Annotated in this window: 13 protein-coding genes and 1 tRNA gene; 7 read left to right on the top strand and 7 right to left on the bottom strand. The window is 54.3% G+C overall.

Annotation, left to right across the window (positions count from 1 at the left end):
• Nucleotides 1-121 precede the first annotated feature (121 nt).
• The 4 genes from BVC71_RS03315 to BVC71_RS03300 all read left to right on the top strand — a co-directional run bounded on the left by BVC71_RS03315 (nucleotide 122) and on the right by BVC71_RS03300 (nucleotide 3,347).
• A tRNA-Cys gene (locus BVC71_RS03315) sits at nucleotides 122-195 on the top strand.
• A gap of 150 nt (nucleotides 196-345) precedes the next feature.
• Nucleotides 346-612 (top strand): spike base protein, RCAP_Rcc01079 family, encoded by a 267-nt coding sequence (locus tag BVC71_RS03310; RefSeq protein WP_086450187.1) that lies wholly within the window; start codon nucleotides 346-348, stop codon nucleotides 610-612.
• Nucleotides 613-755: 143 nt separating this feature from the next.
• Complete coding sequence (locus tag BVC71_RS03305; RefSeq protein WP_086450186.1) at nucleotides 756-1,526, top strand: phage head spike fiber domain-containing protein; 771 nt, start codon at nucleotides 756-758, stop codon at nucleotides 1,524-1,526.
• Nucleotides 1,527-1,718: 192 nt separating this feature from the next.
• Entirely contained in the window at nucleotides 1,719-3,347 is a 1,629-nt protein-coding gene (locus BVC71_RS03300) for an acyl-CoA synthetase (protein WP_086450185.1), read from the top strand.
• 33 nt (nucleotides 3,348-3,380) lie between these two features.
• Here BVC71_RS03300 and BVC71_RS03295 read toward each other — a convergent pair whose 3' ends face one another.
• The 4 genes from BVC71_RS03295 to BVC71_RS03285 form a co-directional block, all read right to left on the bottom strand.
• Nucleotides 3,381-4,391, bottom strand: coding sequence for an NAD-dependent epimerase/dehydratase family protein (locus BVC71_RS03295; RefSeq protein ID WP_086450184.1), 1,011 nt, complete (start codon nucleotides 4,389-4,391; stop codon nucleotides 3,381-3,383).
• A 108-nt stretch (nucleotides 4,392-4,499) separates the two neighbouring features.
• A complete protein-coding gene (locus BVC71_RS15630; protein WP_338036451.1) occupies nucleotides 4,500-4,676 on the bottom strand; it encodes a hypothetical protein in 177 nt (58 codons plus the stop codon).
• Between the two features lie 63 nt (nucleotides 4,677-4,739).
• Entirely contained in the window at nucleotides 4,740-5,870 is a 1,131-nt protein-coding gene (locus BVC71_RS03290) for a phosphohexomutase domain-containing protein (protein WP_338036450.1), read from the bottom strand.
• A 3-nt stretch (nucleotides 5,871-5,873) separates the two neighbouring features.
• Entirely contained in the window at nucleotides 5,874-7,310 is a 1,437-nt protein-coding gene (locus BVC71_RS03285) for a mannose-1-phosphate guanylyltransferase/mannose-6-phosphate isomerase (RefSeq protein ID WP_086450183.1), read from the bottom strand.
• 140 nt (nucleotides 7,311-7,450) lie between these two features.
• On the opposite strand from BVC71_RS03285, the gene BVC71_RS03280 reads away from it, so the two are divergent.
• Nucleotides 7,451-8,557, top strand: coding sequence for a THUMP domain-containing class I SAM-dependent RNA methyltransferase (locus tag BVC71_RS03280; protein WP_086450664.1), 1,107 nt, complete (start codon nucleotides 7,451-7,453; stop codon nucleotides 8,555-8,557).
• Here BVC71_RS03280 and arsH read toward each other — a convergent pair.
• A complete protein-coding gene (gene arsH / locus BVC71_RS03275; protein ID WP_086450182.1) occupies nucleotides 8,554-9,252 on the bottom strand; it encodes an arsenical resistance protein ArsH in 699 nt (232 codons plus the stop codon). The genes BVC71_RS03280 and arsH overlap by 4 nt on opposite strands.
• Before the next feature lie 44 nt (nucleotides 9,253-9,296).
• Nucleotides 9,297-9,599: an ArsR/SmtB family transcription factor gene (locus tag BVC71_RS03270; protein ID WP_086450181.1), complete on the bottom strand. Its 303-nt coding sequence runs from the start codon at nucleotides 9,597-9,599 to the stop codon at nucleotides 9,297-9,299.
• A gap of 191 nt (nucleotides 9,600-9,790) precedes the next feature.
• Between BVC71_RS03270 and BVC71_RS03265 the strand changes: the two genes are divergently transcribed.
• Together BVC71_RS03265 and BVC71_RS03260 are read left to right on the top strand one after the other, a co-directional pair.
• A complete protein-coding gene (locus tag BVC71_RS03265; protein WP_086450180.1) occupies nucleotides 9,791-11,983 on the top strand; it encodes an NADP-dependent isocitrate dehydrogenase in 2,193 nt (730 codons plus the stop codon).
• Between the two features lie 61 nt (nucleotides 11,984-12,044).
• Entirely contained in the window at nucleotides 12,045-12,629 is a 585-nt protein-coding gene (locus BVC71_RS03260) for a YdeI/OmpD-associated family protein (protein ID WP_086450179.1), read from the top strand.
• Here the strand turns inward: BVC71_RS03260 and BVC71_RS03255 are convergent.
• Nucleotides 12,626-13,117 (bottom strand): DUF2867 domain-containing protein, encoded by a 492-nt coding sequence (locus tag BVC71_RS03255; RefSeq protein WP_086450178.1) that lies wholly within the window; start codon nucleotides 13,115-13,117, stop codon nucleotides 12,626-12,628. The genes BVC71_RS03260 and BVC71_RS03255 overlap by 4 nt on opposite strands.
• Between the last annotated feature and the right edge of the window lie 31 nt (nucleotides 13,118-13,148).

Here is a 13,148-nt window from a genome sequence, read left to right as displayed (position 1 = left end):
AGTTCCAGTTTGCGTCTAACCATACTTACCCATTTCCTGCAATGGCGGAAAGCCAAAGAATGTCTTTTTCAACCGCTTGCACCCCCAGAAAAAGCAGTATAGAGAACGGCTCACCACTGGCGGCGAGTTGGCGGAGTGGTGACGCAGCGGATTGCAAATCCGTGTACACCGGTTCGATTCCGGTACTCGCCTCCACTGGGTTTTCCCAAAATACTAATCAGTACGTTGCGCTATTTAGCGAACGGTTAGAAAATCACGCATTAACCAGCGGTTCCTATATCTGTCTTCGATCACATTCTGTTTGGCAAAGTTCTTTGCCTTTTCAGAACCATGCAGGAGATAGACATGAACAACCCATTCGCAAATCGTAGCCCGTCGTTGTCTGGCCCAGCCACGGATATGTTGCCTGTAACGCCATCCGACACCGTGGATTTGAGCAAGGTCGCAGTCGCACTGTATATTGAAACGGGTGGCAACTTGTCCTTCGTCACAGTCACAGGCGAAACCCGCAACATTCAGGTCGCGGATTTCACGATTTTACCGGTAGGCGCAACGCGCGTTTTGAATATGGGCACGACCGCTTCGGGCATTCATGCGTTGACGGTGAATTGATGCTGGGATTCGCAACGAATTGCTGGGCCACGAGCCGATCATCAGAACGTCGGGGTATAAGCCTGATCACACCTAACGGCCCAACGAACAACGTCCAATTTAATCGTTCGGGAACAGGTTATTCCCTAGCAGCTGACGGGATAATGACTGCGAACGGTACTGATATTCCGCGGCTGGACCATGACCCAACCACAGGGGCGGTTATCGGAACTTTGATCGAGCCTGCCCGAACCAATATGTTAATCCACTCACGTGCATCTGTTGACACTTGGGCCGTGTCATCAGCGACGGTTTCGCAATTGTCCCTGAACGCATTAGGGCAATTTGACGGCGTGCTTTGTGCATCAAACGGTGCGTCATTCCACCGTCTGATCCATCCCTCTGTGGAGTTAGAGCAAGGCGAAACCTATTGCCTGTCGCTGTGGTTGCGTCCATCGACATCTGAAACCTACAGGGTCACGTTCCGAACATCAGACGGCAATAGCACCACGTTGAGCGGAACATTCGCAGACGCAAAGGTCAGCACGAATACTGCAGGGGCGCTCGAATTCATTGATCAGCATCGGCATTCCGATGGGACATTACGCGTTAGATTGTCATTCGTGCCCAGCGCGACCAAATTGCATTCGATTGGGGCAGGTCCCCATAGCGTTACAGCAGGGAATGATATCGTCATTCTGGGCATGCAGTTGGAAAAGGGAACTGTGCCGACATCCTATATTCCAACAGACGGCGCCGAACATACGCGCCCTGCCGATATTGCAACCGTGCGCGGGATATCAGGCGTTTTCGATCTGCTGGTGACGTATGGGGATGGTTCAACTGAAACGATCCCATCACAGGTAATCGGTGATGGATATTGGCCTGCATTATCACAGCACTGCGTCCGATCTATGATTGCATATCCGGCCTAAACACGGCGTCGCCCAATCGGGCGACGCGATTAGGCGCTTTGGCCTGTTACACTTTAACGCACCCTTCTCGTTTTCAGAAAGACGCCCACCCCCATTTACTCGAATGGGTTGATCCGCCAATCTGATAACGACCTGATAACAGGCGCCATGCGCACAGTGAGGAGACTGATGCACATTGGTGGAGGGAGGAATATGAAACATCAAAGTATCTATGACGTCAGTTTAGACGCAAACCCCGCAAATTATGAGGCCTTAACGCCCCTTTCGTTCGCAAAACGAACCGCGCACATTTATCCAGAATATCCTGCCATCGTGTACGGCGACCGCCGTCAGACATGGGGGGAAACCTATGATCGAATGAAACGCGCGGCCTCGGCTTTGGTTAAGCGGGGCATCAAAAAAGGCGAAACGGTTTCAATCATTGCGGCCAACATTCCTGAAATGTTCGAAGCGCATTTCGCAGTACCCATGTCAGGCGCTGTATTAAACACTGTCAATACGCGCCTAGATGCCGAAGCGATTTCCTTTATTCTATCCCACGCCGAAGCCAAAGTTATCATCGTCGATCCCGAATTTTCAGACGTAGTAGACCGCGCTATTCACATGGCGGGCCTGACGGATGCTTTGGTCGTTGATATCATCGATGACACATTCGACGGCGGGCGCAAAATCGGGTCGATGACTTATGATGAATTGATTGCCGAAGGTGATACCGATTTTGACTGGTCTGGGCCCGCCAATGAATGGGACGCCATTTCGCTGAATTACACATCAGGCACCACAGGCAATCCCAAAGGCGTCGTTTATCACCATCGCGGCGCTCACCTGAACGCCATGTCGAATATCGTTACATGGGGCATGCAGCAGCATTCTAGGTACTTGTGGACCCTGCCAATGTTCCATTGCAATGGATGGTGTTTCCCTTGGACCATCGCGGCGAATGCGGGTGTCTGCGTGTGTTTGCGTGCCGTACGTGCCGAACCGATTTTCCAATTGATCCGCGATCAACAGGTCACTCATTTCTGCGGCGCGCCTATCGTTCTGAACATGCTTGCAAATGCGCCAGATGAGCTAAAGGATTTTTCCCATCAGGTGAAAGTGATGACCGCAGGCGCCTCTCCGCCCGCAGCCGTTATTGCAAAGATGGAAGCGATGGGCGTTGAGGTAACCCACGTCTATGGCCTGACCGAAACATACGGCCCTTCGGTTGTCTGCGCGTGGAAAGAAACTTGGGACGATTTAGACGGGGACGACAAAGCCGTAAAGAAATCCCGCCAAGGTGTGAAAAACGTTGCGCTGGATGATCTAATGGTCGCGAACCCAGATACATTGGCCCCTGTTCCATCTGACGGACAGACTATGGGCGAAATTTTCATGCGCGGAAACGTTGTGATGAAAGGGTACTTGAAAAACCCGTCAGCAACCGAAGAGTCGTTCAAAGGCGGATGGTTCGCCTCGGGTGATTTGGGCGTCATGCATCCTGACGGTTACATCGAACTCAAAGACCGATCCAAAGACATCATCATTTCCGGCGGTGAAAACATTTCGTCGATCGAGGTTGAGGACGTCCTGTACCGTCACCCCGCCGTGATGGAGGCCGCAGTCGTCGCAAAGCCAGACGAAAAATGGGGTGAAACGCCCTGCGCTTTCGTTGATCTAAAACCAGGCCAAGACGTCACCGACGCGGACATCATCGCGTTTTGCCGCGATCACATGGCACGGTTCAAAGCCCCCAAGACCGTTATTTTTGGGCCCCTACCCAAAACATCGACGGGTAAAATTCAAAAATTCATCCTGCGCGATCGCGCCCGAGAGGCATAGTAGAGACGCCGGCCCAGTGGCCGGCGTTTTGCATTAGACCTGATAGAACTGGCGATACCACCTGACGAAATTCGCAACGCCGTCGCGCACGGATGTTTTGGGGGCGTAGCCCGTCAGGGATTTCAGCAGGTCGGCGTCGGCCCAAGTCGCAGGCACATCGCCCGCTTGCATTGGCATTAGGTTACGTTCGGCGGTTTGGCCGGTCGCGGCCTCGATCGCTTCGATAAAATCGGTCAGTTGGACGGCGTCGTTGTTGCCGATGTTCACAACGCGGAACGGGGCGACGGGGGACAGGCTGTCGCCTTCGGGCACCACACCATCGGCTGGACGTACGGGCACCGCGTCGATCAGCAGGCGGATCGCGTGAACCAGATCTTCGACATAGGTAAAGTCGCGCTTCATATCGCCATAGTTATAGACGTCGATTGGCTTGCCTTCCAAAATCGCTTTGGTGAATTTGAACAGCGCCATATCGGGGCGACCCCACGGGCCATAGACCGTAAAAAAGCGGAACATCGTAATCGGCAGGTCGAACAGATGCGCGTAGGAATGCGCCATGCTTTCGGTCGATTTTTTGGTCGCCGCATAGAATGACATCTGGTGGTCGGCCTTGTGCGTTTCGACGTATGGCATTTCGGTGTTCGCGCCATAGGCCGACGACGTGGACGCCAGCAGCATGTGTTTGGGCGGGAACGCGCGGGCGGCCTCTAGCAGTTCAAAGGTGCCGACGATGTTGCTTTCTAGATATGCGCGCGGATTGTCGATGGAATAGCGCACGCCAGCTTGGGCTGCGAGGTGGATCACCGCATCGGGGCGTTCCTGTTCAAACAGCGACATCAATAGGTTAGGTGTTTCCACCTTGTCATGGACCGACCGATAATTGTCGTAAGCGCGTAAGATGTCTTCGCGGCGTTCTTTCAGGCTGACGTCATAGTAATCCGACATGCAATCCAGCCCGATCACGCGCCAACCTTCCTCTAGCAAGGTACGGCAAACGAACGATCCGATAAATCCGGCAGCGCCGGTGACTAAGGCGGTAGGCATGGAAAACCCTTTTATCAGCTATCTATTACGTTGCTTTGTTGGGCGAATAAGGGCCAAGCGCAACAATCGACCGTTCAAAACATCGGGCTTTGCACGCTGGCATAGTAATTATGCGACAGTGTCGATCAATGCAGCCCGAACAGCCGACAAACCACGCAGCAGCAGATCATTCGCCAATTCGCGCGATGTGGACTGTGCATAAATGCGAAATTCTGGCGCGTTTCCGGACGGCCTCAGATGCAGAACGTCCCCGTTTTCAAACATTGCCCGAACCCCATCTGTCATGTCGATGTAGTCCGTTTTACCAAACTGACGAAAGAACGTAGACTGCGGATCGCCCACAATCTGCTAAGTGAACGCTTTGGATTGCGGTGTCGGAATATCCTTCAAACGATCAGCCGCCGTAAATATCTGCGGCAATTCGGCGACCAGTTCAGCGATTTTAACCCCGCGCCTTGCAGCCATGCACAAAGGCGCCAATATCGGCAGCATGCAGTCACGGGTGGGCAAAGCCTTCGTCGCACCGCCATATGCGTCAAAGCCAAGCAAGAAACCACCGTTGGGTTCAAACCCCACGACCTGCCGCCCACGATATTCATCCATGCCTGCGATGACATATGGCGAACCGATGCGGGTGAAACGAACTTCGGCAAAGCCGACCTTTTCGACCATTGAATTGGCGTTAATGGGGGTGACCACAGCCTCGGCACCCAAATCCAAGGCGGTCAGAACACCCAAAACATCGCCAGCAATCACTTGCCCTGTTGCATCCGCGACCATGGGGCGATCGGCATCACCGTCTGTCGATACAATTGCATCCAATTCATGGTCTTGGCACCACTGGGCCAGCAATTGTCGCGTATCAGGATCGACAGCTTCGGTATCAACGGGAACAAAATTTTCCGAACGCCCCAATGGAACGGCAATCGCACCAAGTTGAGCAATCACATCAACCAACAGATCACGCGCGACCGAACTGTGCTGGTACACCCCGACCCGCAACCCTTTCAGCGCGTTGGCACCGAACGCATCGACATAGCGTTTGGCGAATGAGCCCAAAACCTCTGCTGCTTCAACGCGCCCGTCATCGGCAACAAACACGGCACCCAAAGCTGCGTTAATCGTCGCCTCGTCCCTTTTCGTAATTTCACCGAGCGGGGTGTAGAATTTTAGGCCGTTACGATCCGCGGGAATATGGCTTCCTGTGACCATGATGGCAGCGGCTTGATTTTGTAGGCTTGCGCAGGCCAATGCAGGCGTCGGGACCGCGCGGCAATCAACCGCGATCAAGCCCGCCTCCCTAACAGCTGATATGACGGCCTGCGAAATACGCGGCGACGATTCCCGCAAATCACGACCTACATAAACCGCTGTCACGGTTACGGTCGTCAGAAAAGCACGCACATAGTCGCGCACCAGTTCATCGGTTAAATCCGAAACCAATCCGCGCAAACCGCTGGTGCCAAAGGCAGGCGCCATCCCCTACCCCTTTGCGCCTTCGCCGCGCGCGTATTTGTCGTCGTAGCGCGTGATATCGTCTTCGCCCATAAAGGTGCCTGTTTGCACTTCGATGACGACCAACGGCACTTTGCCCGGGTTTTCCAAACGGTGAACCGATCCGACAGGAATATAGACGGATTCATTTTCCGTCACCAATTTCGATGCATCATTCAAGGTGACACGCGCTGTGCCTTGAACAACAACCCAATGTTCTGATCGGTGAAAATGGCTTTGTAAGCTGAGTGATGCACCTGGGTGTACGTGAATGCGTTTGACCTGAAACCGGCTGCCGCTAACCAAACTTTCGAACCAGCCCCAAGGGCGGTGATCCTTTGGAAAATCAGTGGCTTGCGGTGCGTTTTTCGACTTAAGCGCCGAAACCGCCAATTTCACATCCTGCGCTCGTGATTTATCGGCCACCAGCACTGCATCATTCATTGCCACGGCGATAATGTTCTCGAGTCCGATGCCAACCAATTCCAAATTTTCGCTGTCTGATCGCAGCAACGAATTAGCACAGTCAATCGACGTTGCGCTGCCACTTAGTACAACGCCGCGGTCGGTCGGCTGCGATTCTGACCATACGGCATCCCAACCGCCCAAATCGGACCAGCCCCCGCTATATGGCACAACCGATAGGTTGGTCGCCTTTTCCATCACGGCATAGTCGACAGAAATATCGGGGCAATTCTGCCATGGTTCAGGGGACAACCGCAGAAAACCCAGATCGGGTTTCGCGCCGTCCACCGCGCCCTGCACTGGCGCAACCAGATCAGCCGCCAGTTGGTTAAAGGCATCCAGAACATCACCAACCCTGAACAAGAAAATTCCTGCATTCCACAGGAAATTTCCTGCGTCCACCATCGTTTTTGCGGTATCAATGCAAGGCTTTTCAACAAAGGATTTCAGCGCGACCGCAGCCCCCGTTCCATCGGGTTCCGCTGCCAATTCCAGATATCCATAGCCCGTGTTCGGTCCTGCTGGGTGGATGCCGAATGTCACCAATCGCCCCTGCTCTACCGCAGCCAAACCCTGTTGCACGGCATCATGGAATGCTTCGGTATCGGGCAACACATGATCTGAAGGGGCGACTAGCATGACAGCATCTGGATCAGATTTAGCCAGATACATCGCAGCCGCCAAAATCGCGGGGGCTGTATTGCGGCCTTCGGGTTCGATGAGAATAGCACCCGGATCAATTCCGATAGATTGCAGCTGTTCGACGACGATAAATCTAAAATCAGATCCCGTCAGGATCAAAGGCGCGGCAAAATCGCGGCCGGATAAACGTCGTGCAGATGCCTGAAACAACGTTTCTTCGCCGACCAATGGAACGAATTGTTTGGGATATGATTGTCGCGACAGCGGCCACAACCGCGTGCCCGACCCGCCACATAAAATCACCGGATGGATGGCCATATCGTCGCCCTACCCCAAAGAAATATCGAAAAAACAATCCGATACGCGTTCATGTTTTGATAATAAAGCCTATCAAACATTTCAACTTTATTAACGTTTCCCAATATGGCGCAGGGATGCGTTTCGCGGTAGGTAGGCGCATGTCTGATCTAGAACTATTCCTTTCTGTCGCCCCCGGTTTTGAAAACGCGCTAGCTGCCGAAGCTGCCCGGGCGGGGTTTTCCGTACAAGGCACATCCACAGGCGGCGTGACCGTAAACGGCGACTGGCCTGACGTGTGGCGCGCCAATTTGGTGCTGCGCGGCGCCGCCCGCGTTTTGGTTCGGATCGGATCGTTCCGCGTGATGCATCTGGCGCAGCTGGACAAACGCGCGCGCAAATTCCCGTGGGGCGACACTCTGCGCAAAGATGTCCCGATCAAGGTCGATGTCACCTGCCGCAAATCAAAAATCTACCATGCCAAAGCCGCCAAACAGCGTATCGAAACCGCGCTAACCGAAAGCTTTGGCGCGACGCTGTCGGACAAAGCCGACATCACGCTCAAGGTGCGGATTGAGGATGATCTATGCACAATATCGCTAGATAGCTCAGGTGAAAGCCTACACAAACGTGGCCACAAATCATTCGTGGGCAAGGCGCCGATGCGTGAAAATATGGCGGCGCTGTTTTTGGAACAGATGGGCTATGATGGGACGCAATCGATAGTCGATCCAATGTGCGGGTCCGGCACTTTTGCGATCGAGGCTGCGCAGATCGCCGCAAACCTATGGCCGGGCCGCGACCGCAGCTTTGCTTTTGAAAAATTTGCGTCTTTTGATCAGGCGGCGTTCGACAAAATCCGCAGCGGCGCAACAAATGGCACGCCAACGCAGGTGTTTTACGGATCCGACCGCGATGCTGGCGCGATCAAAGGCGCGCGCGAAAATGCCGCCCGCGCGGGTGTAGATGACTGGGTAACGTTCGAACACCACGCGGTTAGCGACCTGCCCCGCCCTGACGGAGCGCCAGGCATCGTGATCGTCAACCCGCCCTACGGCGCACGGATCGGTAACAAAAAACTGCTGTACGCGGTTTACGGCGCACTGGGCAAAACCCTGCTGGATCGGTTTTCGGGATGGCGCGTGGGGATCATCACGTCAGAGCCCGCACTGGCGAAAACAACGGGCCTACCGTTTGAGCCAGAAAACCCGCCGATTTCACACGGCGGGCTGCGCATTCAGCTGTGGCAAACGGGGCCGCTGCCTTAGGTATTGTTGACGCGGTTCATCAACTGTTCAGCGGTTTCAACGCGTTCGGAATAGCGATCAACCAGATGGTCCTTGATATCGCGAGTGAGTAGCGTGAATTTCACCAGCTCCTCCATCACGTCCACGATGCGGTCGTAATAGGCGGATGGTTTCATCCGATCATCGTCGTCGAATTCTTTCCACGCCTTAGCGACCGAAGACTGGTTCGGAATGGTCAGGCACCGCATCCAGCGGCCCAAAATGCGCATCTGATTGACAGCATTGAACGACTGACTGCCACCGCTAACCTGCATTACCGCCAGCGTTTTGCCTTGGGTCGGTCGTACCGCGCCATCTGACAGCGGAATCCAATCGATCTGAGTTTTCATCAATCCCGTCATCGCGCCATGACGTTCGGGCGACGACCAGACCATGCCTTCGGACCATTTCACCAGTTCGCGCAGTTCCTGCACCTTTGGGTGGGACGCGTCCACGCCATCATCGACCAAAGGCAGACCGGATGGGTTGTAGATTTTCACCTCTGCCCCAAACCGTTCCAGAATGCGGGCGGCTTCTTCGGCCGATAGGCGCGAAAAGCTGCGTTCGCGCAGGGATCCGTACAGGATCAAAATCCGCGGCGCGTGGGTGCTCTGTTCAGTTGGGAACAACGCAGTCGGGTCAATTGGGTTGAGACACGTGTCTATCGGGTCGGCCACGGTATAATCCTATTTCGTTGGGTAGTTGGTAAATTTCGTTGCGGTTACAGGCATCCGTCAGGCGCACCGCCGCAACAATCTTTGGTTAGGTAATCCAGCAATCCGCGCATCCCCTGCATGTTGGAAAAATAGCGGATCGCCCTGCCCTCGCGTTTGTTGTGTACAAGCCCCGCGTTCAGCAAAATTGTTAGATTGGCGGACAAAGTATTCGCGCGCAGGTCCAATGCGTCGCTGATTTGACCTGCCAACAAGCCTTCTTCGCCAGCGACGACCAGCAATCGGAACACATCCAATCGCGTTTCTTGGCCCAATGCAGACAAAGCTGCCAATGCTTCATTCTTTTCCATAATTCAATTATTCTGGAAATATAGAAAACATCAACCCATATTTGTACAAATCGTCGCAAAACCTCTCGGTATACAATTGCACACATTGACTTGAGCGCGGGGGCCATTTATCCCGTGCGCAACGGTATAGGACGGTTGGCGTTCTATGCTAAATGCCCATCGCGCCAGCGACTAAAGCGGAGAAGCGACCCATGGCAAAGACGCCTGATATTATTTACACCATTGTTGACGAAGCCCCAGAATTGGCCAGCGGGTCCCTGCTGCCGATCATCCGTTCTTTTGCAAGTGCTGCGGACATCTCCGTAGACACCCGCAACATTTCGGTTGCAGCCCGCATCCTGTCGGCTTTCCCTGATTACCTGACCGAAGAACAACGCATTTCCGACGATCTGGCGGAACTGGGCGAGCTGGTAAAAACACCAGAAGCCAACGTAATCAAACTGCCGAACATTTCGGCTTCGGTTCCTCAGCTGAACGCAGCGATCGCTGAACTGCAGTCCCAAGGCTACGCCCTGCCAGACTATCCGTCGGAACCAAAAACCGACGAAGAAAAAGACATCCGCGCACGTTACGACGCGATCAAAGGTTCGGCCGTGAACCCTGTTCTGCGCGAAGGCAACTCTGACCGTCGTTCGGCCAAAGCTGTTAAAGAATACGCAAAAGCGAACCCGCATTCGATGGGTGAATGGACCGCCGACAGCAAAACCTGCGTTGCGTCTATGCCAGGCAACGATTTCTTTGCGAACGAAGTATCGGCAACCATCACCGCAGCCCAAGCTGGCGGCGCCAAAATCACCTTCACCGCTGAAGACGGCACCGAAACCGTTCTAAAGGACGGCCTGAAATACGAAGAAGGCACCATCGTTGACGCGACCTACATGTCCGTTGCGACCCTGCGCGATTTCATCAAAGCAGAAATCGACAGCATGGAACCAGGCGTTCTGTTCTCGGTCCACATGAAAGCCACGATGATGAAGGTTTCGGACCCGATCATCTTTGGTCACTTTGTATCGGTCTACCTTGAAGACTTCATCGCGAAACACGGCGAAAAACTGGCTGAGCTGGGTTTCAACCCGAACGGCGGCATCGGCGATCTGGAAAAACTGATTGCTGGCGACGACGCGCTGAAAGCAGACCTGAAAGCCGCACTGGACGCACGTCCGCCAATGTACATGGTAGACAGCGACAAAGGCATCACCAACCTGCACGTACCATCGGACGTTATCATTGACGCATCCATGCCTGCAGTGATCCGCGCAGGCGGCATCGGTTGGGGTCCAGACGGCAAACCAGCAGACACCAAATGCTGTATCCCTGATAATTCCTATGCAGGTGTTTATGCGGAAACCATCAACTACTTCAAAGAGAACGGCAAACTGGACGTGACCACCTGTGGCGCGGTTTCCAACGTCGGTCTGATGGCACAAAAAGCCGAAGAATATGGTTCGCACCCAACCACCTTTGAAATGCCAGCAGCGGGCACCGTCCGCATCGTTCTGGACAACGGCGACGTTCTGCACGAACTGACCGTAGGCAAAGGCGATATCTGGCGTTCGGCAACTGTAAAACAGGCTCCGATCGAAGACTGGATCAAACTGGCGATCCGCCGTCACAAGGCAACCGGCACGTCGGCATTCTGGCTGAACGCAAACCGCGCCCACGACGCCGAACTGATCAAATACGTTGAACCAGCCCTGAAAGAAGCAGGCCTGGACATCCCTATCCTGTCCCCAGAAAAAGCAACCCGTTTCACACTGGAAAACATGGTTCAGGGCAAAGACGTTGTCACCATCACCGGTAACGTTCTGCGCGACTACCTGACCGACCTGTTCCCAATTCTGGAACTGGGCACCTCGGCGAAGATGCTGTCGATCGTGTCCCTGATGCAGGGCGGCGGTCTGTTCGAAACCGGCGCTGGTGGTTCGGCTCCGAAACACGTTCAGCAGCTGGTCGAAGAAAACCACCTGCGTTGGGACAGCCTTGGCGAATTCTGTGCGCTGGGTGAATCCTTCAACTTCCTTGCTGATAAAGGCATGGCAAAGGCTGGCGTATTCGGCGACGCAATCGAAGACGCGACCCAAAAGGTTCTGCTGAACGGCAATTCGCCTGAACGTAAAGTTGGCCAGAACGACAACCGTACTTCGCACTACTGGTTCGCACGTTACTGGGCAGAGGCACTGGCAGCACAAGGTAAAGACGCTGATCTGGCGGCTCACTTTGCGCCAATCGCCAAAGAACTGGCTGACAAAGAAGAAACCATTCTGGCCGAACTGGCCGCTGGCGAAGGCAAACCAGTTGATCTGGGCGGCTACTACCACGCGGACCCAGCCAAAGTTGCAGCAGTGATGCGCCCATCGGCGACGCTGAACGCAATCATCGGCTAATCAGTTTGACATTCATGAATTTGGGCGGGGACTTTCCCCGCCCTTTTTCGTATGGTGACCCATGGCGCAACCGAACCCTGACCTAGATTTCTATTTCGACAAAACCGGCCCGTGGCAGGACATTCACCGCCGCCTGCGGGCGATGGCGCTGGAATTGGAAGTCACAGAAGAGAAAAAGTGGTGGCAGCCGTGCTATGCCGTTGATGGCAAAAACACGTTCATCATCAGCGCGTTCAAAGATTTCGCCACAGTGAATTTTTTCAAAGGGATCATCATGGATGACCCCAACGGTTTGCTGGTCAAACAGGGCGAAAACGGGCACGCGGGCCGCGTTGTGAAGCTGTCGTCGATGGATGATCTGATTGCCAACGCCGATGCCATCGCCGCACTCATGGCCGAGGCTGTGCGCGTCGAACGCGCCGCAATTCCCCTGCCCCCCGCGCCCGAACGCGAAATGCCCGAAGAACTGGCCGAGGCTTTGGACGCCGACCCCGAATTGGCCGAGGCTTTCCACGCCCTAACCCCAGGCCGTCAGCGCAGTTGGTTTTTGCATGTCGCGGGCGCTAAACAGGTGCAAACCCGTTTCAACCGCATCGAAAAGGCCCGCCCAGCCATTATCACAGGCAAAGGCCTGAACGAACGTTAGGCCATCGCCTTTTGCAGACGGTTCAGCATAGTTCGCACAATCAATTTATGCGCAGGCGCGACGGGGATCATATATAAACGACCGAACGCATTGTGCGTCCGCACGGACGACGTGATCGTCAGCTGCCGATCCTGAACCGAAATACAGGTCATCACATCCAGATGTTTGTCCCGTTCTGTCAGCAACATCACCTGATCATCGATATATTCAACCAAAAAGAAATCGAGCTTTTCGCCCACCTCAACCTGATCAACCGCGCGGCGTTCAAACCCGCCGATCTGTTTCACACCAAATAGCGCGGACACCTTATCGCGGATTAAAAACGCCGTTTTCAAAAACGGCAAAGGTTTTGCCATCATCAGATTCCAAACCTGCAACGGCGTGATATCGCGCGGCACATCGACGGACTGCGGGCAATAGAATGAAAGTTCGGATTGAGGGGCAAGGATACGGGCGTTTGACCCGTCCACAGGGAAACTGCTGTACATAACAACCACCTTTATTTGGCGATGTCATCAT

This window comes from Marivivens niveibacter, assembly GCF_002150005.2.
GTDB lineage: Bacteria > Pseudomonadota > Alphaproteobacteria > Rhodobacterales > Rhodobacteraceae > Marivivens > Marivivens niveibacter.
Note: the sequence above shows the minus strand (reverse complement) of the source record. Positions and strands in the feature narration are given on the sequence as shown.

Coding starts and splice junctions, on each gene's coding strand:
- BVC71_RS03310 (WP_086450187.1), top strand. CDS start 346: ATGAACAACCCATTCGCAAATCGTAGCCCGTCGTTGTCTGGCCCAGCC.
- BVC71_RS03305 (WP_086450186.1), top strand. CDS start 756: ATGACTGCGAACGGTACTGATATTCCGCGGCTGGACCATGACCCAACC.
- BVC71_RS03300 (WP_086450185.1), top strand. CDS start 1,719: ATGAAACATCAAAGTATCTATGACGTCAGTTTAGACGCAAACCCCGCA.
- BVC71_RS03295 (WP_086450184.1), bottom strand. CDS start 4,391: ATGCCTACCGCCTTAGTCACCGGCGCTGCCGGATTTATCGGATCGTTC.
- BVC71_RS15630 (WP_338036451.1), bottom strand. CDS start 4,676: ATGACAGATGGGGTTCGGGCAATGTTTGAAAACGGGGACGTTCTGCAT.
- BVC71_RS03290 (WP_338036450.1), bottom strand. CDS start 5,870: ATGGCGCCTGCCTTTGGCACCAGCGGTTTGCGCGGATTGGTTTCGGAT.
- BVC71_RS03285 (WP_086450183.1), bottom strand. CDS start 7,310: ATGGCCATCCATCCGGTGATTTTATGTGGCGGGTCGGGCACGCGGTTG.
- BVC71_RS03280 (WP_086450664.1), top strand. CDS start 7,451: ATGTCTGATCTAGAACTATTCCTTTCTGTCGCCCCCGGTTTTGAAAAC.
- BVC71_RS03270 (WP_086450181.1), bottom strand. CDS start 9,599: ATGGAAAAGAATGAAGCATTGGCAGCTTTGTCTGCATTGGGCCAAGAA.
- BVC71_RS03265 (WP_086450180.1), top strand. CDS start 9,791: ATGGCAAAGACGCCTGATATTATTTACACCATTGTTGACGAAGCCCCA.
- BVC71_RS03260 (WP_086450179.1), top strand. CDS start 12,045: ATGGCGCAACCGAACCCTGACCTAGATTTCTATTTCGACAAAACCGGC.
- BVC71_RS03255 (WP_086450178.1), bottom strand. CDS start 13,117: ATGTACAGCAGTTTCCCTGTGGACGGGTCAAACGCCCGTATCCTTGCC.